The 23,857-nt window shown below is 55.2% G+C and carries 13 protein-coding genes; 1 reads left to right on the forward strand and 12 read right to left on the reverse strand.

What is annotated here, in order from left to right:
* The 12 genes from gspG to EBAPG3_RS04745 all read right to left on the reverse strand — a co-directional run bounded on the left by gspG (position 1) and on the right by EBAPG3_RS04745 (position 22,509).
* Positions 1–435 (reverse strand): type II secretion system major pseudopilin GspG, encoded by a 435-nt coding sequence (gspG, locus tag EBAPG3_RS04690; RefSeq protein ID WP_004175014.1) that lies wholly within the window; start codon positions 433–435, stop codon positions 1–3.
* Positions 428–1,348 (reverse strand): CysB family HTH-type transcriptional regulator, encoded by a 921-nt coding sequence (locus tag EBAPG3_RS04695; protein WP_004175017.1) that lies wholly within the window; start codon positions 1,346–1,348, stop codon positions 428–430. The genes gspG and EBAPG3_RS04695 overlap by 8 nt, the downstream gene beginning before the upstream one ends.
* 164 nt (positions 1,349–1,512) lie before the next feature.
* On the reverse strand, positions 1,513–2,148 hold the full coding sequence (locus EBAPG3_RS04700) for a hypothetical protein (protein ID WP_004175020.1): 636 nt from the start codon (positions 2,146–2,148) through the stop codon (positions 1,513–1,515).
* A gap of 52 nt (positions 2,149–2,200) precedes the next feature.
* Positions 2,201–3,775: a putative porin gene (locus EBAPG3_RS04705; protein ID WP_161493773.1), complete on the reverse strand. Its 1,575-nt coding sequence runs from the start codon at positions 3,773–3,775 to the stop codon at positions 2,201–2,203.
* A 23-nt stretch (positions 3,776–3,798) separates the two neighbouring features.
* Positions 3,799–4,488, reverse strand: coding sequence for a TonB C-terminal domain-containing protein (locus EBAPG3_RS04710; protein WP_004175024.1), 690 nt, complete (start codon positions 4,486–4,488; stop codon positions 3,799–3,801).
* The gene (locus tag EBAPG3_RS04715) at positions 4,488–4,892 is read right to left on the reverse strand and encodes an ExbD/TolR family protein (protein WP_040851261.1); all 405 of its coding nucleotides are present in this window, start codon (positions 4,890–4,892) and stop codon (positions 4,488–4,490) included. The genes EBAPG3_RS04710 and EBAPG3_RS04715 overlap by 1 nt, the downstream gene beginning before the upstream one ends.
* 135 nt (positions 4,893–5,027) lie before the next feature.
* A complete protein-coding gene (locus tag EBAPG3_RS04720) occupies positions 5,028–5,438 on the reverse strand; it encodes an ExbD/TolR family protein (protein ID WP_004175028.1) in 411 nt (136 codons plus the stop codon).
* 3 nt (positions 5,439–5,441) lie between these two features.
* Positions 5,442–7,130: a DUF2341 domain-containing protein gene (locus EBAPG3_RS04725; RefSeq protein WP_004175030.1), complete on the reverse strand. Its 1,689-nt coding sequence runs from the start codon at positions 7,128–7,130 to the stop codon at positions 5,442–5,444.
* A gap of 43 nt (positions 7,131–7,173) precedes the next feature.
* Positions 7,174–8,811, reverse strand: a complete 1,638-nt coding sequence (locus tag EBAPG3_RS04730) for a ShlB/FhaC/HecB family hemolysin secretion/activation protein (protein WP_004175032.1) — start codon at positions 8,809–8,811, stop codon at positions 7,174–7,176.
* Positions 8,812–9,613: 802 nt separating this feature from the next.
* Positions 9,614–19,984, reverse strand: coding sequence for a filamentous haemagglutinin family protein (locus EBAPG3_RS04735; RefSeq protein ID WP_004175034.1), 10,371 nt, complete (start codon positions 19,982–19,984; stop codon positions 9,614–9,616).
* 302 nt (positions 19,985–20,286) lie between these two features.
* Entirely contained in the window at positions 20,287–21,594 is a 1,308-nt protein-coding gene (locus EBAPG3_RS04740) for a substrate-binding domain-containing protein (protein WP_004175038.1), read from the reverse strand.
* Positions 21,595–21,720: 126 nt separating this feature from the next.
* Complete coding sequence (locus EBAPG3_RS04745; protein WP_004175040.1) at positions 21,721–22,509, reverse strand: FxDxF family PEP-CTERM protein; 789 nt, start codon at positions 22,507–22,509, stop codon at positions 21,721–21,723.
* Between the two features lie 458 nt (positions 22,510–22,967).
* On the opposite strand from EBAPG3_RS04745, the gene ttcA reads away from it, so the two are divergent.
* Positions 22,968–23,852, forward strand: a complete 885-nt coding sequence (gene ttcA / locus EBAPG3_RS04750; RefSeq protein ID WP_004175043.1) for a tRNA 2-thiocytidine(32) synthetase TtcA — start codon at positions 22,968–22,970, stop codon at positions 23,850–23,852.
* The last annotated feature ends 5 nt before the right edge of the window (positions 23,853–23,857 follow it).

The raw sequence follows: 23,857 nt of genomic DNA on the forward strand, positions 1-23,857 counted from the left end.
TTACCAATTGACGATATCCAGACTTTCTTCATCGCCCTCGGGCTGGCCGTCCTTGCCCAAGGAAGACAAGTCGTACTCGCCGTGCTCGCCCGGCGCCTTATAGAGATAAGGCCGCCCCCATGGATCATTGGGAACGGCCTTCTGGAGGTAAGGCCCAGCCCATTTCGGCTCGGCTGCCGGCCGAACATTCAGTGCCGCCAACCCCTGCTCGCCAGTGGGGTAACGGCCTACATCGAGGCGATATTGATCCAGCGCCTTCTCCAGGGAATTGATCTGGGCACGGGCGGTCTTTACTTCCGATTTGCCAAGCTGGGCGAAATACTTGGGTGCGACATACCCGACGAGCATGCCCAGAATGACGAGCACGACCAACAGTTCCAGCAGGGTAAATCCGGACTGTTCCTCGCATTCCGGAATATATCGGTGCTCAAGCATATATTTTTGACCTTAAGGCGGATTCGGTTAAATCCGGTGCCAGTCTCTCAATGAAATCGTAGGCAAACCCGCGCAGATAGTGTCCGCGCCGCACGGCAATGCGAGCAAAATTGGACCCAAACAAATGACCTGCGGGAATAAGGGCCAGCGACACGTCGCGCTCTGTGCTGAACGCAAGAGATGAGACAACGCCTATCCCCAGCCCAAGCCCTACATAGGTTTTAATAACATCGGCATCCATCGCCGTAATGACAATATCCGGTTCAAGATTCGCTTTACGGAATGCGTGATCCACATGAGATCGGCCGGTGAATGAAGGATGATAGGTAATCACGGGGAATTTGCTTAAATCTTCCAGCGTCACGTTGTCCAGCGCCAGAAGAGGGTGATCGTTCGGAACGATCACCCCATGTTCCCATTCGTAGCAGGGGAAGCTGATCAAATCCGGGATCTGGGCGAGCGTTTCTGTGGCAATGCCAATGTCCGCATCGCCGCTAAGGAGCAGCTCCGCGATTTCCTTGGGACTTCCCTGGTGCAAGAAGAGATGAACCTCGGGCACGTCCAGCATGAAGCATTTAATGACATCCGGGAGGACATAGCGGGCTTGCGTGTGGGTGGTTGCAACCGTCAGGTTTCCCCTCTTGTGTCCTGAAAACTGCAAAGCCACACGCTTGATATTTTCGGCGTCGAGCAGTATGCGATCCACCACTTTCAGAAGATCACTCCCTGCCTCGGTTAACCCGACCAGCCGCTTGCCGAAACGAGAGAAAATCTCGACGCCAAGCTCATCCTCCAGTTCTTTCAACCCCTTGGAAATGCCCGATTGAGAGGTAAACAGCACCTTTCCCGTCTCGGTCAGATTGAAGTTTTGCCGAACCGTTTCGCGTACAATTCTTAATTGCTGAAAATTCATAAGCGAGAATTTACGCTGTTATCGAGCGTATATGAAGTTATAAAAAATGGTTTTTATATGACTATTTGTGATTAAGCATTCGCTGCGGGGCAGGAATCTCGCAGCGGCCTTCGCCGTTGACGCTGTAAAAATAAACAGGGCCATGGATGAAGATTTCGACATCATCACCTGGGGTTCGCAGAGCGCACACCGACGGGTTTAATACGGCTCTGATCGAGGTTGTCGCGGTAATCCTGAAAAATGTTTTCGAGTTCAACACGTTTAATCTGGGTGAAGGGCTCTGCGCGCAGAATACTGGTAAAGTCTTCCGGTCTTTCGACATGGTCGATCAACTCACGCCCGAACTCATATAGCTGTTCATTTTTACCGGAACAAATTGCCAGGGTATCGTCCACCGCCGTTTTCTCCGAAGTCATCGTCTGCAGGCGGCGCTGGGTTTCCAGTTGCGATGCGGTGATCTCGGCCAGTTCTGTTTGCGTCTGCCGCAAATTGCTTTCAGTTTCTTTCAACCTGGCTTCAAGATCGATGGCTTTAGCCTGTTCTTTTGCGTAATTTTCTGCCAGTCGCTTGTTCCTTCGTGAAAATCCCTCCAGATTCTGCTGAACTTCATTCAAACGCTGCTCCTGTTCCTTCAGCTTGTTGCCTAGATCGGTATTGGCCTGTTCCAGTTCCACGGTTCTCGCTTGAGCCTGCTTGATGGCTTGTTGCGTACGGCGCTGGGCTTCCCGTTGCCACGTTTCTTTTTTATCGGCGGACCATGCCGGCATTGCCAAGCTCATCAGCAGTATAAATAAAGCCATTATCCATATGATATTCGGGAGAAAAGTCGATCGCATCAGGATGGAAAACACCTTAGAACCTCGCGGTAAGATCAATCTGAAGAATATCGATACCCAGTTTTGGCCCGATGATCTGATTGGCGCTGAGCCAGCGGCCCGTGAACCAGACGTTATCGGCAACCGCATAGGCAGCGCCTCCGATCCAGCCTTGGGCATTCGTGCCGCCCATATAAAACTCGGAATCGGTAAAACCATCGAGCAGCGAATCGGATTCCATGCGTTTGAATGCGCCAAACAGGAGCCAGTCATGGCGTTTCGCCGCGAGCAACTGACCCATGTCCTGAAGCATGGTCGTGCCGATATCGAGACGCACCTGGTAGGCTGTGTTGCCTTCCTTTCCGCTCAAGTTGGCACCGCGCTGCCTCATCTTGGCGGGGTCGAAAGCAAGATTCCGCGCGTAATCGCCCATGAGGCGGATGCGTACCGGGTTAAACGTGGCAAGGTCTATCCCGCCTGTCAGATTCAGCTCACGAAATTCGGATGCCAATCCATAGACGCCCCCATCATCCAATCCGGCAACGGGTGGATTATTCAGTTGTATCAAGGAATTACCTTTCTGGCGCCACTGCACCGCGCTGGTATTCAGTCTGATATCCCCATTCAAGTCGCTGATTCGTCCTGACATGTTTTCATAGTGATAATAGGCTGCTGCCAGCGTGATCTTGGATTGACTGGTTAAATACCATTCCAAGCCACCCTGTCCGCCAAATAACCATTTATCATTCTTCGCCAGATCAACTTCCTGTATGGGGAATACACCTCCAGTCCCGAACACCAGCAAACGGTCGTTGATCTTTGGTTTCGCTGAAACCATGATGCCGTCGAAGTTCAGATCGGGATCCCACACCATATCGGTGCGGTAAAAAGGATTGGCGACCTTCCCACCACTGAGAAGTAGCCAGTCATTTGGCTTGTAATTGATATAAAGCCTGTCGAAAAAGGCGGCAAACGAGCGATTGCTGTCGCCGAGGGTTTGATTTGCCGCAACGGGATTCTCGCTGGCTCCATTCGTCGCCAAGCGGACTCCGGCCGTGAAGTGATCCGTAAGTTTCACATCCACTGCGATTCTGCCTCTTACGCGCCAGCGCAACCGATCCACAGTGGTATTTTCTACATCGATGCCCGCCAGCCGGAACACCCCTGGGGGTGCATTTGCTTCGGAAAATGACGCGTTGTCATGACGCAGCCGAACATCTCCGCTCCATGTAAACCGATCCAGCCATGAGGGAAGAGGCTTGCGGTCTCCCCAGTGTTCGTTTTTCGCTTGGGCCAGCACATCCTGCTTGATTTCCTCGCGCATTTCCTGCTTCACAAACTCGGGCACGTATTGCATGCGGATGACCTTGCCTTTGCCATCCGGTGCATCCACCCCATTTTCGGGAGTGGTTTTTGCCTGGATCCCATTTGTTTTGGGAGTCACTTCTTCTGCTACCTGCTTAAGCAGAAGATCCGCCTTCTCTTTGGACAGAATCCCTTCCTGCACCAGGAGATTCACCAGTTTGACCGTACTCGCGTCAGCCATCACCATGCCTGAAGACAACAGGCTGAATAAGCCCAGAATTATGTGTGGTAAGAATTTGATTTTCATAGTATCTCTTGCACTGTCATCCATCAGCCGCCCGCCGAGCGGGAGGTGATCCTCAATTTCACCGGTTGCGGCATGTTTTCTGGAGGCGGCTCCGAAAGCGGCGCGATATTATTCAGCGCTGCCTTAATTAACCCGTCTATCTGCGTGTTTCCACTGCTCCCGTCCAATTCGAAGCGCTCAATCTTCCCGCTCCTGGTGATCCAGACCTTGACCACCAGCCGGTAATCTCCCTTGGCAAGATCCTTGTCCCTGGCCAGGGCACTTTCGATCTGGCCTTTAAGCAATCCGGTAAACCAGGCAAACTGGTCTTTGCCGCCGATTGTTGTGCCTCCCTGGTATTCATTGGTGACCGTACCTGCCTGAAACGGACTTGGGCCGTCACCCGCCGCCCCCTCCATCTTTAAAGCTTCAGCCGGAGGCTGGGGCGCTTCCCGCGGCTTGGGCTGTTCCACCTTCATCTCCTTGGGCTGCTCCTTGGGTGGCTCTTTTGGTGGTGGAGGCGGTGGAGGCGGTGGCGTATCGGGCATGATCTTGACAGTGGTCGCCGTTTTCTTGGGATTGGTATTTCCCGTCATCAGGCTCTTTAAAATTACGCCGATACCTGCCAGTATCAGTAATAGTCCCAATCCGACCGCAACACGTCGCAGCCAGATCCTGCCACCCGCCGTCCCCCTCGCAGCAGGTAGGGATATGCCTTGAAGCTGGCTGCCCATCAGCTTCCTATTTTCGCCGTCACCAGACCAACGTTCTCAATTTCCAGGCGTGTCACCAGATCCACTACCGCGATCACTCCCGCGTAGGGCGCTTTGGCATCGCCCTTGATCATCACGGCAAACTTGGGGTCTCGCGCTTTGGTGGCACTGAGGTGGGTTTCGAGTTCAGCGAGACTCACGCCCACGCCGTTCATCAGCATGCCGCCGCTTTCCTGTATCTGCACGATCTTCACCTCGTGCTGCTCTGTGCTGGGCTTGCTGGAGGGCTTGGGCAGATTCATGGTGAGCCCCTGCACGCCCGCGGTCGTCATGAGAATGAAAATGACCAGCAACACATACGCCAGATCCAGCATGGGCGTGATGTTGATGGTGTCGTAGGGTTGCGATTCGTTCTGTATCTGCATAATCCTAAATCCGGTAGCTGACCGCTTATTTCGCGTTGCAACTTCCTGGAATGGAACGGCCATTCCGCGTCGTTGCGCCTTGCCCTGCACCCCAAAAACCGCACACTTCACCCCTTCCAACTACCGGATTCAGGATTATTCAGCGCTCTTCTTGGTGACCAGGCCAATCTCCGTAATGCCCAGCTTCTTGCAGATCTCCAGTACTTCGGAAATCTTGTCGTAATGTGCCGCTGCATCGCCTTTGAGTACCACCGGCAGAGAAGGATTGTTACCCTTGAATTCGCTCAGGCGCTGCTCCAGCATCACTATGTCCACGGGGTAGGCATCCAGATAAACCGCTCCATCCAGCGTGACGGTGATCGCACGAGTCTGCGGCTGAGCCAAGCTTGCCGTGTTACGCGTGTGCGGCAGCTCGACCTTCACTCCCTGTACCGAAGCGGTGGTCATAATGATGAATATCACCAGCAACACATAGGCGAGATCCAGCATCGGCGTGATGTTGATCTCGTCGTAAGGCTGGTTGTCTTCCTTGACATCTCCTGACATGACTCAATTTCTCTCAGCGTCATACAACTCGGCAACCCGGGTCACGAACTCATCTACGAAAATCTGCATATCGGTGGTGATGTTCTTGATACGGCTAGCCAGGTAGTTGTAGCCGAAAAGCGCGGGGATCGCGACCGCCAGACCGGCGACTGTAGCCAGCAAGGCTGCGGCAATCCCGGGAGCGATGGCGTTGACGTTCACATCGCCCGCCGCGGCGATCGCGGCAAAGGTGATCATCACGCCTACCACCGTACCCAGCAGGCCGAGGAAGGGTCCGCCGGAGATGGCAATGGTGAGCAGCACCATGTTGGCATTCAGTTTCTTGTTTTCGCGGATGAGATTGGCATCGATCGAGGCCTTGATAGCGTCAATTGATGCGCCAGTCAGCGCAAGTTCGTTGCCGTTGGTGTAGCGTTTGCGGATTTCCTTCAACCCCGCACCGTAAAGATGAAACAGGGTCGAATCGGGATAGCTTTCGCCCTTGTCGAGTGCCAGAAGATCATCGCTGCCGGCATTTGCGAAACGATCGAGGAACAGGCGGTTGCCGCGATCCGTGCGCGCAACCAGCTTGCCTTTCAGAACCATGACAGCCAGGCTGATCGCAAACATGACAGCAAGAATAATGATTACTACCCACGCATCCACGGTCAGGCTCTGGAAGAGAATGCCGAAGTAGGAGACGCTCTCCTCTTCTTCTTCGCCGTCAGTGGATGGTTTTCCGATTTTAAGGAGCTGGCTGTCCATTCCCTGGCCCGCTACCGCCACCTTGAACCAATCCTCGCCGCGTGCGACATTGGCTATCTGAATTTCATCGAGTTCGCCGATATAGCCGGCGCCGATCTCCACGTTGCCCTGGGCATCCGGCAGCGCCAGATCACCCGTGCCTACCGCCGCACCATTCACATACAGCGTGGCCTTGCCCGCGGTTGCCGCGACCGCCACATGCTGCCATGCGCCGGCCCTGATTTCACCGCCGGAAATGGCTGTTAAGCCGGTTGCCAGCACCAGCTTCTGGCCGTCGATCTTGACGGAAAGCGATTCTTGACGGTACAGCCCGGCCTGCTGAGGCAGGGCGCCCGGCTTGATCCAGACGGAATACGAAAAATTACCCCCCGCGCCCAGCTTGAGCGCAGCCGCTGGCCCGATAGTGAGGGGCTGGCCGTTAAACACCGCAGCCGCGCCAAGCAAGGCTGCTTTTTGTACGGTTATTTCACCGGTTGCCGCCAATCCGTTCGCGGAGGCATCCTGCAACAGCGTTTTTTCACTGAAATGGAAAACGGCTGCAGTCCCTGAATCCCAGCTGCCTTTGCTGTCAGCCGCACTGGTGGCCGCTTCGTTACCATAATAGAGCCAAAAATGTGCTGATTTATCTGCCGGATTAAGCTGGGGCAACAGTACCCAGATCACCGCCAGCTCGTTGATGGAATCGAATTTCTCGATATGAAACTTGAGTTCGGTTTTGTCATCCGCCGCGACAAATCTCAGATCGGCGCCATCCGCGTCCGCATCCAAAAAATTAAAGTTGCCCGAATGCAGACGTACCGCCACCGGCACCTGCTCCACCGCCGCCACACCCTGCGGATTAAGCGTGATTTTTACTCTGGCAGCCCATGCCTCATCCCAGTAAGCCGCGGCAACCGTAGAGAGTGACATGAGATGGAAAGTAAACAATAGAAACAATATCTTATTCATCAGGCTATATATCCCTCGATAATTCAAGCTGGACTGGCATGCGCTACATTTCGATCAGTAATTTGAAATGCATACGCAGATCGCCGGTTTGGATGTTGGTGGTGCTGTTCCTGAAATTTCGCAGGGGCCAGGCAAAATCAAGCGCACCGCTAAAACCGCTCAGACCCCTCAGACTCCCGGGTGACTTGAATCTCATGCCAAGCCCCGTGCTCAGGATGCTGTATGACAAATCAGTGTCCAGGCGCCTGTAGTTGTTGGTATATGCGCCATCGACGAATACAAGCAGCCGCCAGTCAAGCAGACTTCCCGGCAGGCGGGGGGTTTGCAGTCCCACCGAGCCTTGAAAACCGTTGTCACCCAGCAATTGGGATTCCGGATAGCCGCGGACCGTCTCCACTCCCCCGGCACTAAACTGTTCATTGTTGACAAGCGGTTGATTGGCTATCTGTGCGGATACCTTTCCCGACAGGATAAAACCCCGAGGCAAGGTTTGCTGGCGATGCAAATCGGATCGAAGATAGATGAAATCAGCTTGCGCGCCATGCCTTTTGCATTCGAATTGATCTTCGAGAAATCCGGGCAGGCACTCTATCTTGCGTTCACTCAGGGCGCGCGTGGAGAAATTCACCCCCAACCCAAGCTGGGTGGCACCACTCGTGTCCTGCTGGGTGCCGCTGTACTGAAGACTGATGGGGAAATAACGTATCGGCGTTACGAGCCTGTTCGTCCCCAGTTGCACCGTCTGATCGAAATTTTTATAGTCGAAGCCAAGTGACAGGCTGTGATAATAGTTATCCAAACCGGTTAACGGCAGAACGAGCCGGGTTCCGATGATATCGCCCTTGCCGATCACGTTTGTGTTACCCAGTACCGCAACATTGCTATTTGCATGGACACCATAGACGGCGAGCATGATGCCGCTGCTTCCCAGACCCATCAGGTAAGTTCCCGAAAAGACCTGAACCTGGTCAAGCTTTTCCGGTGAAGTCTGATATTGAATATTCAGGCTATGCTGCCGCTGCCAGAGGTTGTCATAGCGAAGGGTACCGATCAGCCGGAGTCGGCTGGTATTAGGACTGAAGCGGTCATTCAATTCGACGCTTGCATAAAGCGGTGATCGATCCTTGACATTCAGATCGACGTCGACGGTACCCGGTGTTGTACCCGCGCGCAATACAGGGGACACACGCAGACCGGCGGAGCGGTTGAGCGAGGCCATTTCTTTTTGAACCACCGGAAAATTGGGAACGCTTCCTTCAGCCAGCGAGGGCACTGCTTCACGGATACGACCCAGCGAGTAATACCGCGAATCCTTGATACGCAGGCGTCCTACCTTTCCCTCGGTAACGCTTAATCGAACCACGCCATCCTTGACATCCTGCTCGGGAATATCCACAAAAACAGTGACGAATCCGCTGTCCTTGTATTCCTGTTCCAGCGCTTTGCGAGCGGCCTCCAGATCGTCAATTGTTTTGTGCTCTCCCATAAAAGGGTAGATGACCTTTTCCACAGCCATTCGCGATAACACGGTATTTCCTTCAATCTGAATATCAAGAATATCGAAAATCAATTTCTTTTCAGCTTCCGCAACTTCTCCGTGTGTTTCACGGGCGGACCGGGGCGTTTCCGCGGATACGGAAACGCTTGACCAGAATCCGAATTCGGCAGTTAGTGCGAGCAAGCAAAATATCCTGAAATTATGAAACACTTGGCGATCCAACATTTTTTCTGCACTCATCGATATAATCGCGGACTCAGTTATAATACCAAACGCATATAGAGACCCGGAGCCAGTCTGCGTGACCGCGTATGTTTCGTGCCCGATATATAAAGCTCCAAATTGCGTGAGCATTACGAACGGATTTGGGTTGGGCCACAGAAGCCTGTCCTTGCGAACCTCATTGGATTGATGAATACGTTTTTATAAATAAGCGATTGGTTATTCGAATCCCGGCCGACATCCCAAACCGTCCCCTGTTCATGACGGCAGGGATACGAAGCAGAGGCTCCTTTGCCTCCTTGAACATCGGCTAAATCAACCAAAAGTCATAAAAATTCCTATAATGCGGACATTCATTCATTAAGCATTTAGGTGGGATAGCAATATACGATTGAAGCGGATTTAAATGAACCTATAAAAAATGGTTACAATATGAGTTTTTATGCTAAGAGAATTCATGGATGTGCTCTGCAAGGAATCGGAAAGCGAATTGGAGACAGAAGAAACCAGGCATTGATAGCTGTACCTGCCAGGTTTGCCTGATGCGGAAGAGAAGCGCGAATGACGGTGGCCGCGATCGATTGCAGGGGAGTTCAGGATGGATGCCGCACGTCTATCTCGCGCAGCTATAAAAGCGGTATCCAGGCGGAGAGGGAGAGGAAGTATGCCATGCAAATGCTCCCGGTGTTTTTGCCGGATGGACTGCGGAATCAGGAAAGGAGGCAATGGAATTTCTTCAGCATGACATACGGTCACGCAGAATTTACTCACCCAGACCCAGCACCTCCACGCGAATCAATGAAGGCATCAGCTGGCGTGTGTTTGACAGGCCGGCGTTAGGATTATTTGCTACATCGCGTGACATTTGATCGACCGATCTCGTGGCGGCCGCAGCTACGCTGGAACCGGCGGCCGCGGCGCCCGCCAGCACGCCGCTGTCCGAAACCGGCGTGCCAGTGGCTACACCGCCGACACGAATGTTGTCCGCACCCACCACTTGTACAGCGGCTACGTTCAAGTTGCCGGCCACGCGAATCCCCGCATCGCCGGCGTCGACTATACCTCTCGGCGCCAGCAGATCTACGGAACCCACCGTGGTTCTGGCTGTTGTCAGCAGTTGCCCGATGCCGCTTCCCGATACCACACCGCTGGGATTGACAAAAACATTGCCATTCGCATCCGTCTGAATCACGGGAGGCGGTGCCGCGGACGCGGTTTTTGCCCCTCTGCCCGCGTCGATATTACCGTCGGAAGACCACAACAGGATATCTCCCCCCTGGAGGGTGAGGATACGTGAACGATTGACGGTAAAATGCTCTTTGGCAAAAGCGCGGATAGCTCCCTCGCCAAACGCCATAATGCCCAGATTGGCCGCTGCCGGAATATTCGGCCTGACAGACTCATCGATTTTCAATGCGGCCAGCTCAGCTGGGGGATTTGTCAGGCCAACGACTACCGAGCCGCCGGGTGCCAGCAGCGAAATATCGCCATTTTGTTCAGTTTTGATCTGGCTGAAGAACAGGTTGATATCGCCGGCATAATCGGATCCCGGGAACAGGGTCTGGATGGCGTCGTAGCCACGGTCATAAGGGACACCGGTGAGATTATGCTCCAGGCCGGTGGTCCTCAATTCACTGTACAGAACCTGGGAGACGAAAGGCAGCTTCTGCGGATCGGGCAGGGCGCGAAAGGCCGCGAGCGCCTGGGCATCTGTCAGATCATCCTGGCTGGTGAGTTGCTTCATGTAGGCGGTCAGCGCCGCCGGATGCGCGCCTGACTGCGCGTTGCCCGCCACCAGGTACCGGTCTATGAAGGCAGCATAGGCGGGAAGCCGTAATCCGCCAGTTGCCTGGCTGCCCAGTCCAGCGGCCGCGACGATGCCGGCACCGCCCGCCGGCAGGCGCGCGTCGTCAGTGCTGCCCCGGGTAGTGATGCCCGCGCTATTGCCCAGGTCAAGATTGCGGCCCGCCAGTATTTCCAGCAGACCCGGTCCCCCTACGCGAATACGATCAGGGTTGCCAAGCAGTTTATTGCTGCTTGCATCCTGTCTGATGTCGAAAACAATGTCGCGGCCAGCCTGAAACAAGGTCAAGTCTCCCGCATTCAGGTTCTTGCCATCAAGATTCAGGTTACTGATATCTTTGCCGGCGATGAATTGCGCCTGCTTGGGCAGAAAGATCGGCTGGCTGTTGCCAAAAATGCTACCTGTTTCTGCAACGACACGAATGGGTTCATGGTCATTCTTATGTAGTGGGATGAGGGGCCGAGCGGCGGTATCCAGATGGATTTCCGCACTACCTCCTGGAATTGGGCTTTTGCCAGCGGCCTTTAGCAGCGCCACAGGCTGGAATGGATTCGCCACGCGCGCGGGATCGGATTCGTATATTTGTACTATGCCACCGAGGTCGATGTTGCCATCGGCCAGCAGATTCAAACTACCTGCGGCGGAAGGAAACAACCGGGTCTCATTGACCTGAACATTCCCTGATAGCGCAATGGCGTCGAGACTTGCGGGGTAGATCAAAAAATTCAAATCCGGGAATATGGCTGCATTTAAACTTAATGCGCCAGCGCCAGCCGGAAGGCTTGATTTAATCGAATTGGAACTGTTATTAAGGGTTAAATCTCCCGCGATACTGGCAAGATTAAGCTTGCTGGCTGCCGAGTAGGTGTAGAAAAACGTCGCATCAATATTGGAGTTATCGCCAAAAGCAGATAATGCACCGAGGTTCCTTGAGGTGTTGATCTTTGATACCGGCAAAGCAGCGGCATTCAATGCCCCCTCCAGTACGGCATCCTTGCGCGCGCGAACATCGATTTCCCCGTCGCCGAGCACCAGCAGCGTATAAATGGGGCTGGGATCTAAAGAAGCGCCGGCGGCGGTGTCCTTTATGGCGCGCGCGGAACCCAGCGATCCACCGGCGTTGATCAGGGCATGGCCCCGGTCAACCTGAAACACGCCGCTGTTGATATCTCCGCCTGCCAGTACGGTCAAATCTCCGCCGCCCTGTATCACTAGATTGGCAGGATCAGGGACGGAACCCGCCACGCCTGCGAGCCGCCCATTGGTCGGAATGACGGCGGAAAGATTATTGATATTATTGTCGGCTTTTATCGCTATATCGCCGCCGCTCAGGGCGCCGACCCCTTGCTGGAAGTTGGCGAAATTCACCCACCAGGTTGTATTCTGGTTTGCGGCAATGGTGCCATCAGCGTTGACTTTTCCGCGGCGCCACAACCAGTCCGTAATCAGCTGCCTGCTGGGCACACTGGTAATATCTCGTCCCGCCCGGATACTGATGTCACCTCCATGAATGGAGTAGTTGGCCGGGTTGGTGCCGATTCTGGTCGCAGGGATTTTGAACAAATCGGGATCAATTGCGGGGCCCGCTTCGCCGGCAGTATAGATCACAGAAGCGGAAGCATTGGGCTGGGTAAAACTATCTGTCACGTTGTCATAGCCAATGCGCACGTCACCCGCGGCCGCGACGTCGATATCGCCAGTGCCGGTGCGTATCAGTTTGCCGGGTGCAAGAATGAAATGGCCATCCGGCGAAACGGCAACGCTCAGCGGATCGGCACCGGATATATCGGCTCCCGCTGTAAGCCGATAAGACCAGGAGGGGCCAGTGCCCAGCGCGGCCCGCGGGACTGGAGTGGCAAAGCCATCGCTGATGCTCCCTTTGACGATAAGATCGCCACCTGCGCGCAGCGTCAGTACCCCTGGTTCGTCTCCGGAGCGACTGGCGGAATAGAGGTTCCAGTCGCTATCGATTGTCAGGTTGCCGGGTGATTGAACTTCCACCCCGGGCCGAAGATGAAAGGCACCGTCACCGGTTTTACCTAATGCCGAAAGGATCGCACCCTTGTGGTCCATGAAACCCGCGATATCAGCATCGATCTGGCCAAAGCCCAGCGTGGCGCCATTCGCGCTGCCGGCAGTCAACGTATCCACATTGCGATAAATCTGGACCGCTTCCAGCACCGTGGCGGAAGCTCCCTGGATAGCCGAATTCACGCCATTTACCACCACACCGTCGCCAGCGCCGCTGCCGATACGCGGTACGCGCAGCAGCACTTCGCCCCCTGCACCACCCGCGCCGGCGCCGACATCGATCTGGCTGCCGGTTTGAAGGTCGAGCGCACCAGCCGTTGTGCCCAGCACGACTTTTCCGCCTTGCTCACCGGTCGCCGTGGCATCTGCGCGCAAGATCGCGCCATGGGTCAGCGTCACATCGTTGTTTGCATGAAATTCGATCCGACCGCCGGTGGCGCCGCCGGCATCGATGGTGCCAGCTATGGTAATGGCACCCTGATCGACGCTCAGTTTGTACTGGTGGGCATGGACGGTATCGGAGGCCGCTATCAGCACATTGCCGGTACGGATGCGCGCATCGACTGATTGAGTAAAGCCACCGGCAGCCAGCGATTGGTGCAACCCGGAGTAGCTCCCCAAGCTTCCGACATCGAGCTCGAATGCCCCCTGGTGCTTGCCGTCAGCCGCGCTGGCCTGGAGGTTGCCGCCCAATGCCAGGAAGCCATGCTCTGCCCTGATTGATAAGGTCCCGGCATCGCTGCCATTGCCGCCGTCATCGCCATTTGCTGCATCTCTCGCTCCGGAAAGATCGATCGTGGCAGGGGATTGCAGCCCGAATGCCGTCTTGATATCAACGTTACCGTTGGCGGACTGAAGATTAACCCTGCCTGCAGGCGCATATGTACTTACCCCCCCCAGTTTTTTATCGACGCCCGAGGCATCGATGCGCGAGCCTGCCTTCAAGGTAACGTCGTCCTGGGATTGACTGCCGGTTGCATTCAGAGTCAGCTCACCTGCACGCACTGAGATCAAGCCGCCGTGACTGATCTGCGTGCCGCTGATCACAAGCTTTCCGCCTATGCCGGCTTCCGCCAGCGCTGCGCCTGCTTCTGCCGCAGGATCAATATTTACCTTTCCATCGGCGTTGGCAATACCCTGGTCCGCGCCGGTCGACGTGCCCAACCTCGCCGCTTGCAATTGCAAATCGCCGGCATTGGCCAGATCGAGCGTGCCATTGCCAGTCGCCGCAATGTCCTTCGCAGCCTGGATATTTGCGGCGGAGAAACCCGCGATGTGTTTTTCTCCCTCCCCCATGAACACGCGGCCGGAAGCGGCACCGCTGTCATCGAGCGCACGAATGGTCAGACTCCCCGTGCTGTCACCCGCGCAGGCCGTGGTACAAGCCGCCTGGTTCAGATTGGTCAGGTTGACAGTGGCTGCCCGCACGAGCTTGTTGCCGGCGCCATGCCCTACCAGACCCCAGCCATCGAGATGAAGGCTGTCAAGATGAGGCTTGCCATCCAGATCAATGCTCCCCAGCACCAGGGAACCATACAGGTCGATCGTGCTGTAGCTGCGTACCGCCAGATTGGTCAGTCCACTCAGGTTCGACAACAGCGTGGATGTCAGGTTGAGGCCAGCCGCACTCGTGCCGGTGGGTAAATCGCCTATGCTGACCCTGCTCGACGAGAGGGCAACGGCGTGAGCGTCGATATTTGCCGATGAGGCAATCCGGCTATCCGCTGCGGCATCCAGGATGACGCTGCCGGTGCTCGTAATCCTTGCCTGATCTTCCACGGTCAAGGTGCCCAGCAGAGTTGCCGAAGGGTCCTCGATTACACGGTTGAAGTTGGGTTGTGGGGTTTCTGCGACCCTGAGCAGAGCACCATCACCATTCACCTGCAGCGTGCCGGCGCTGTTATCCAGCGTGCCCTGGCTCTTGATGGAACTGCCCGACTTCACTATGACTTGCTGCTTTGCCGCCAGAATGATTTCCGGTGCGAGGAGGGTGGCCGCTGCGCTATTGCGCAGTTCCACCCGCTCGGCGCCCACTGTGAGCCGGTCGCCTGAAGAAGAGGTTGTGCGTCTCCCGCCTATGAGCAGGCTCTGGGCGCCCAGGCTGTTGAGTCCGGAAGTCTGCAATTGCAACGTGCCGTCATCTGCGCCCAGACTGTCCACCAGGCTGATGGAAGGCGCTTCCACCGAGACCTCGCCACCGCGGCCATCGCGCAAAATGGCGTTACCCTTTGCATCCTTGCCAACGACGAAGGTGGCCGTGTTGAAACCGATAGTGCCATTCAATAATAGTGCATCGGTGGCCGCGAGCTGGAGCTGTCCAGCGTCCGCGGCAAGTTTCGGAATGGCCATTCCCCCGGAAACCGCTGTTTCAGAGAAAAACTGGTTCGAGAAACTGTCATTATATTGCGACTGCGTCCGTACTATGCTGCCAGGCGTGACATGAAACAGGGAGGTTAGGCTGTCGGCAATATCCGTGCCGGCAACCGCCGTACGTCCGGCCACGATACTGGAACCATCCGTCTGCGCGAACACGGTGCCAAGTGGTAGATTCTGGTACCCGAGCGCGGCAGTAAGCGCGGGAAGGGGCATATCCTGAATCCCTTTCACAGCGGAAATCGCGTACGCGCCCGGCAGCAGGGCGTAACGGGCGGGAAGCAGGACGTAGTAGCCTGCTGCCAGCCCGGGCACACCGCTCAGATAGACGCTGTCGCCGATACCCACCCCGGAGCCGATCTGATATTCATGATCGAGCGGAGCAAATGCCGATGGCGAAGTGACTGAACTGAAGGCAGGGAGAATCGCTGCGGCATAACGGGTATCCAGCACGTCCTGCGAACCGCCTGGTCCCGCCACAAATTCATACGCATACAGATCGCCGCCACCGGAAAGATCAGCCCTTGCGCCACTCGCGATCGAAATAGCAGGCGCATTCAGAGAGAGCTGCTTTGCTACCGGAGCCGAGATGAGGCTGGAGTCTACGTCACTGATTTGATAAATCCAGCTCTTCCCGTTCTGTACGTTGCCGAAAGGAATCAGCTTGCCATCACCGGATACCGAGGTCACGCTACCGTCTTGCAGATCGACGCCACTGGTCGCATTGAAGGCGATCTGCCCCAACGGCGCGCGCACCACCCCTGCCTGACTGATGGTTGTGGCGTTGACTGAAAGCTTGCTGCCCGCCGAAAGTGGCGTGTCAGCGAGGCTTCCGCCATTGGATAAAAAGGTTACCGTACCGGGTACATAGGTTCCCCCCGGATTGAGGGTGAAATTCGCCCGGGTTACGGGATAAAGCTGGGCTGCCTGGAATATCAGGTTGCCAGCGGTTTTGAGCGAACCGGTGAAATTGGTGGTTGAATCGATCACGCTGTAAGAAAAGCGAATATCGCCGTCACTGTGGTAACGCGCGGTGGAGAATCCGTCGAGTGTGCTGTTGCCGCGAATATCCACCAGTCTGGCGCTGACGGTCAGTGCTGCATCGCCAATTTCCGGGTCGCGTACCGGCAATGTGTCTCCAGCCCCGGGCTGGTTTTTGCCATTGACATTTCCCAGCGCCACATAGGCCGAATGCAGGTTGGCGGAGGCGCCTGGATTGCCTTTCAGCACTGGCGCGTCCAGCACCAGGCTGCGTTTGGCGCCAAGATCCACGCTGCCATCGATTGCGATCACATCTGTGCTTTTGAGTTCGATCTGGTCGAATCCGCTGGCTTGCAGTTGCTGCGCGCTGATCCGGGCGGTACCGTTTGCCGGTGTTGTCGGCAGGCTGGTGACCGGATCTGAAGTGAGTGTCAGGATGCGATCCTGGGTGGGAAAGAAGATTGCGCCACCACTAATGGAAACATTCGGATTTTGGGATCGATCGTATAAATCCAATCCGATGGACAGGTTGCCACCCGCAGCGCCGGGGATGGAGGCTGCTTTGCCGAGCAAATTGCCCTTGATGGTTATGCCTTCCCGCGCATGAAGGCTTATTTCGCCGCCTGCACCGGCGATGGCGATAGTTTGCACACCTGAAGTAGTGAACTGGTCAATTTCGGCGCCAGTCCCTGACACATCGATCAACGATCCGGATTCCAGGATCAAGTTGCCTTTGTTCGCGCTCAATACCACGCTGCCGGCATCCAGCATCCTGCCTTTGCGCAGGCCATCTGCGCTGTCCCTGCGGATCTGTGCAAAGCTTCCCGCCTGCAATCTTGCGCTACTGCCTACCAGCAGATGCTGATTGCTCACGAAGCCTTCCTCAATATCATCTGCGCCCACAACAACTCCCGGCGCGACCCGCAGGCTGATATGCCCCGCAGGAGCGTCAATGGTGCCCAAAACCTTCAGATTTTCCCGTGCCGAGAGTGACACCGAAGCGCCGGGGTCCGTAACGATGGATGCACCTGCTCCCATGGTCAGGTTGCCCAGGTCCAGTCGGCTTAGGGCGCTGGTCGATGCCAGCGCCAGGCTCACCGGGCTGCGGAACAACTCATCCAGCACGCCAATGCGGCTGAAAGCCGAGATATCGCTTCCGGTGGGCCGGATCAGATAACTGGTATCCGGTATCCAGTTCTGCATTTGCGGACGGATTTGGGTGCCGGCCACAATCTCCACGTCATTTATCCCGGTCAGGCTATACGAGGCAAAGCCACCTTGACGGAAGGCAGCCGGATCGACCCAGAATTCTCCCGTGTTACCTGAAGGCGCCCCGCCTATCCTGACCGTGGGGGCGGTAACGGCGAACGTACCGCCATCGAATAATCCGTAGCCCAGCAGCCTTCCCTGCATTTCAACCGTGCCCAGTATATTGCCGGCGTTATCAACACCTGCCGAGTTCAACTGGATACTTCCGCCCTTTCCTGCAGTCAATTTATTATTGCTGTCCACCCACCCGCCACCGGAAACATTGATCTGGCTGTTGGCGCCGACTGCCACATTATTAAAGGCAGTCAAAGTCACTTTTCCGCCATCGAGCAATAGAGGCGCATTATCTGCCGTTGCGAAAATAAGCGGAGAATTGTTGATCCATCCGCCTCGGACGTCGATTTGCGTGCCGGGCGCCAGTTGAACGCTGCTCTCCCGGCTCTTCAGACCGACTTCTCCTGAAAGGATATTGATGCTGCCAGCCACATTGATGGCTGAGGTTGCCAGCGCGGAAAATGTCCCGCTGGCCGACAGCCGCAAATCCGTGGCAGCTGGCAAAGTGATCGTGTCGTTGCTGAACAGGTGCAGGCTGGAGAACCCTCCCTGCTTGATTAAAGCAGCCGATAGCAGCAGACTTTGCCGGGATTCTGCCGGCACCGCGCTGCTGGAATTAAATCCCGGCAGCAAGCTGGGTACCGACTGGCTTAATACGATATTCCGGGCGCGAAAATCCGGTGTTTCCCCACCATTTATTTCCTGGCTGGCTTCGCCAATCACCAGCGTGCCACCCTTGGGCAGGTCGGCCTCCATGCGCTGCAACAGTCCCGTGGTTGCATGCGCCCGCAGCGCCCCTTGCAGCGCCGCCCATGGCGTGCTTACATAGATCGTCCCGGCGGATTGCCCTTCTGTATATGCCTGCAATACCGGGCGGGACGTTGCCACGATGTTAGTGGTGCCCCATTTGCCGGAAATCTCCGTATACCCATCGGCGAACCCTATGTAGTTGATGTCGACGGGCGCATCGGCAATGTTATAAATCCTGCCATCGCTGCCCAGCAGGGTCGTGGTGCGATCGAGTCCCTGTTGATACTGGATAGTACCGCCGGAGACATCAAGGATCGAGCCGCCTTGGGTGATCACGTCACCGCCCGAATCGAGCGAAATGCTGCCAGCCTGCGTCAGTTTTTCGGAAATCCCGCGTCCCAGATTATTACGGAACGGAGTGATATCCGCTAACGGGGTGCCTTTGCGCAGATCGACCGTGACCGTTTTACCTTTCAGGAAGCCGTCGCGTTGCAAAGGCGCATCCTGCAACTCGTTCGAGCGCAACTCTACCTGAATCAGGTTGCGCTCTGCGGAAAGCTGCACGCCTTGCAACCCGGAAGCGTCAATGCGGCTGGCGCTGTCCAGGTAGATGCGGCTGCCGTCGGGCTCGACGGGTATCAGCTTGGCAATATTCCGTTCAGAAATACGGTTGTAAGGGTTGTCTGCCGCCAATACACTGACGTCGCCGTCCGGCGCGATAACCGCGGCGTTTCCCTGCAGGTCTATTTTCTTGCCTACCAATGATACTGCCGACGACAGGAAAACCTGCGTATCGGTGATGATCTTGGTGTCCGTCGTATCGGCGGTGACCTGGGTTACGCTGCCATTCGACAGAGTCAAGCCGCCGCCATGATTCGGCAATAATCGATTGCTGCCGTTTTCATTCGAAATGAAAAAACCGGCTGGAACAACGTTACTATTGTCATCTACGGCACGCCGCGAAACATCTCCTGCTGACAAGTGGATGGAACCGTTGGCATTTACCGAAGTCGTCGCGGTCAGGCGGCCGGACTGGTTCACCAGCAGTCCTGCCAAGGTAATGTTGCCGCGTTCCGCTGTGATCATTCCCTGGTTGCTGGCGGTTGAATTGGTTAATCCGCCCGCATCCACTTCGATCAGCAGTCCGCGTAGCGCAGGGTCGCTGCTGGCGGCGAGATAGACGGTTTTACCCGCCCCCAATATGATTTGACCGTCGGGTGTGGTGATCTTTCCCTGATTGGTGACCGTGGGCGCCAGCAGTATGATGCGCCCGCCGTTGCCGGTGGCGAGAACGGCTCCCGGCTTGATTTCAACGTTTCCGGTGGGACCTGCTCCACTTTCAAATACTGCGGGAAGGAAATTGACATTATCCAGTAAGCCCGCGTTGCCTGTGAGCAATCCGCCAAGATAAATTGAATCCTTGATATTGAGTGTTGAGGCGACCAACCCGCCGACGTTTACCTGTGCGCCGTCGGCAAAAAGTACGCCGTTCTGGTTGATCAGGTAAACTTGACCGTTTGCCCTCAATTGTCCGGCAATCGTGCTGGCGTCCGGGCCCCAGACGCGGTTCAGGGTGGACGCGGTTACGCCCGGCTGGTCAAAGACCACCGCCTTGTCGGCGCCGATATTAAAATCTTTCCAATTGAGAATGGCCTGTTCGCTCAACTGGTGTACCGTCATGGTATCGCCATTGATGACGGGCATGCCACCATGCCCGATCTGGCCGGCGCCGATGAAGGGGGGTTCGCCGCCCCCGCATGCGCCGCCCGCGCATGGCGTCGGCAGAGAAGCGGGATCGATGGCATATGCCACATTCGACCATGCCTGCATCACCGCACTGGCTGCCCACAGCAATTTGAAACTGTTGTTCAATCGCTGGCGTAAGCGCCTGGGACGGCAACGTTTAGCTGAATTATGTACCGATGGTTTCACGCTATGAAAGCCTTAATCTTTATCAGGATTCCAGTGCCGGACTATCACAAATAAAATAAAAAATTTCTTCAAGAGATCATTCCTAAACCTGTCGCTTATCAGGCAGGTGGATGTATTCGGTTTAGGAATCATCTGCCTGATCAAAAACTAATGAGTCCCCACAGGACGTGGGGACTCAAACCAAGACCCTGCAGGACGCCGGATCTAATCAAACCCCGCAGGACGCAGGGCTGGGGACTTCCTTACTCTACCAATTGCAGCGGAGCGGTGGAGTTGCCGAAGCGTGTGCCTTTGGCACGGAATGCATCAAGGGCCGCATTGCCCGTTACAGGAAACGTAACGGGATCGAGAATTGTGCCCGGTACAGTCGTGATAACAGCGGGATCGAGTGCTTTGTTGATAAAGGCGCTAATCACGCTGCCCCAGGCAGTGCCGCTCTGGTTAAATCGCTGACCATTCACGGCGCTGTTCCGCGTGTTGACCGATGCCTGATAGAAATAATCGTACTGGCCGCTGATTGCCTGCGCCTTGTTGAAGGTCGTGGTCCCGACACTGGCACCATTAATCGCTGTGAATTGCCAATTGCTGGCCGCGGTGGGGAGATTTTCCAGGCCCAACACACCGATGGCGCGTTTGCCCTTGGCAAACACGCCATCCAGCACGCCGGGAACGTTTCCTGAACTAGGCTCGGTGCGCACCGTGTATTCGCTATAGTTAACCGGGTCGCCCACATCACCATTCAAGTTGATTGGATCGACAGTCCCCCCAAAGGCGGCGCCACCCGGGGCGTTCAGGAAATACTGGTTCACGGCGGCCTTTGCACCCGAACCGAAGTTCCGGTCGATCAGCACAACCGGACCTGCGGGCAGGCCCAACTGGCTCCAATCCTGAATATTGCCTGCGAGGATAGCGGCGATTTCAGCCTTGCTGAATCCATTGGGCCGTTGCACCGCCAGATTATTAGTAACCGCTATTCCATTGACGACGTCATAAAGAGGCTGAGATGTCACATGGGTCAATTCTGCTGCGGTCAGTGGGGAAACTCCGGCAGGCAAATTCAGTCCCGTGAAAAGCGTTATCTCCTCGTTTACCAGACCGATATCCGGCGATTTTTGCTCTGTCAGTCCGGTATTGGTAATCCGGTAAGATGGATTGCCTCCCGCGCTGATGAGTGTCGCATTGCCGATAATCTTGGGATAGGTCAGGGGTCCACCACGAGCTACCGGGCCTACCCCGTTAAACGCTCCACCCAATGAGCGATACGCTATCAATACGTTCGAACCGGCTGGCACCGAGCCCGCCGCTGCTGCCAGCTTCCCATATACCGCGCGGAAACCTTTACCCTTGGAGTTATCCGCCTGGTCTGTGTAGTAGTCGATTGTTCCCGGCGTAAATAACGATTTGGCAATCGTTTCGAAAACATTGTTTTGTTCCGCGCCTCCGCCCGCGTAAATGATCAGGTCTGGCGTGACGGTGGGTCCTACCGCGTAGACATGCCCGGCAAAAACCAGCCCGAGCGATGCAACCATATGTTTTAGCTTCTGTTTCATTTCGAATATTCCTTTAGAAGAAGTTGAGTGCCGAGTGTTCTTGCCATTAATTCAGACGAAGCGGCACCTGGCCCGGCGCTCGGGAGCGCCGGGGTTTGAACAACAACGAGAGGGTGAGTTTTAGCGCTAGGATGCGGATTTGGAACGGCGGCGAGCAATGGCGCCCACCAGCCCCAGGCCCGCCAGGAGCATGGCCCAGCTGTCAGCCTCCGGAACGGGGGATACGGTAAGTTCTCCGGTGCTGCTCAGCGTTGCTGTACCTAGTAAAGCCGCATTCACTTTATTCAGGTTGAGTGTTCCGTTTCTGGTGATTTCATAGAAACTCAAGCTTTCGCCCAATCGTGCAGTTGTATTGAAATTGGCCTTGGTATTCCAATTGGTGCCTTCGGCAACTTCAAACGAAGCATAGTCAGCGGATCCCTCTTTTAAATGAAGGGTGGAGTTTCCACCAACAAACCCGGGAGCGTCCACATTACCACTCGCAGTTACGTAAGAGTTAAAATTGCCTCCCCAGGAACCCAATTGGGTGTTGGTTGTGCCATTGGGAACACCGGTTGAGGGGCCTGTGGTCAGATAGCTGACAGGGTCCCCATCCAGCGATCCGGAGTTTGTATCCGCAGCAATGATGTTCCATTTGATATCGGCTAAATGGGCCGGACCTACATTGGCAAGAAAGGAGGTCCAATTTGCATCGGCGGCCAGATTGAAATTGACGCCTGCAAATGCCGCATTGATGTCATCCTTACGCAGACCGGTATCCAACGCAAAAGAATAACCACTGGTGGATTCATAGACATTAAACAATACCGAGCTGTTCCCCGCAGTACCGGTATATGCAGCAAACGCAGAACCCGAAGCGGCAAAAGTTACCAAAACCACCATGCGGGACAAATATTTCAACTTATGAGATTTCATTAGATACTCCTTAAATTTCAATTAAACGAAATAACAGACTGCGAGCACATCGTAGAGGGGAATTTTCATAAATGAAAACAACATATTCACATTAGGAAATGAGCGGAATTCATAATCAGGGAACGGGATAACCGGTGCGCATAAATTTTCGACCATCAGCATAATCATGGTTAAAGAAATCCACAAAGAAGAAAAAATCGTAATATATTGACTTTTAGTCATGAGCAAGCGCGATCGAGCCGGATCGGCAAGAATTTGATAGCGGCAGGACAATTCATGAGCCGTTTAGACTTGCGGTGACATAGATAAGACGGTTTATTTCCGGCAGGCTGTTGCCATCCGGGAAATTTTCCTTAGAATCTAGCCACAGCTGATTTCGAGTTTATGTGGAGCATCGCCGGTCTTCCGGATGGTGTTTTAGCAACAAGTCTTAACGAGTATTAAGCAGGGGTTGGGTGATGGAAATCGTGTCCAGAAAAGAACAACACAATATTAATAAGCTGCACAAGCGGTTGAGGCGTCTTGTCGGCACGGCTATTGCCGATTTCAATATGATCGAGGCGGGAGACCGGGTGATGGTGTGCCTCTCGGGCGGTAAAGATAGCTACGTGTTGCTTGATATCCTGCGCAGCTTGCAGGCCCACGCGCCGTTACCGTTCGAATTGATTGCGGTGAATCTGGACCAGAAGCAGCCCGGCTTCCCCGAGCATGTGCTGCCCGGATACCTTACCAGCATTGACATGCCTTTCCGCATTGTTGAGCAGGATACCTATAGCGTGGTGAAACGCGTCATTGCCGAGGGTAAAACAACTTGCAGTCTGTGCTCACGTTTGCGACGGGGAGTGTTGTACCGCGTCGCAGGCGAGCTGGGTGCGACAAAAATCGCGCTGGGGCATCATCGCGACGATATTCTCGAGACCCTGTTTCTCAATCTGTTTTACGGAGGCAAGCTGAAGACTATGCCGCCCAAGCTGGTAAGTGACGATGGCCGGCATATCGTGATTCGCCCGCTTGCCTACTGCAAGGAGAAAGACCTGGAAACCTATGCCCAGATTGAGAGTTTTCCGATCATTCCCTGTAATCTGTGCGGCTCTCAAAAAAATCTCCAGCGGCAGGCGGTGAAAGAAATGATGCAACAGTGGGATAAAAAATTCCCCGGCAGGCTGGAAACGATGTTTACGGCGTTGCAGAACGTGCAGCCTTCGCATCTGGCCGATCCCGCACTCTATGATTTTCGTGGACTCAAGACGGGAGACGGACCTGTCGCCGATGGCGACAAGGCGTTTGACCCGGAAACATTTGAGCCTACGGTGGCGGAAATCCTGAGTTTGAACAAAGGCTGAACTTC

The organism is Nitrosospira lacus (assembly GCF_000355765.4).
GTDB classification, from domain to species: Bacteria; Pseudomonadota; Gammaproteobacteria; order Burkholderiales; family Nitrosomonadaceae; genus Nitrosospira; species Nitrosospira lacus.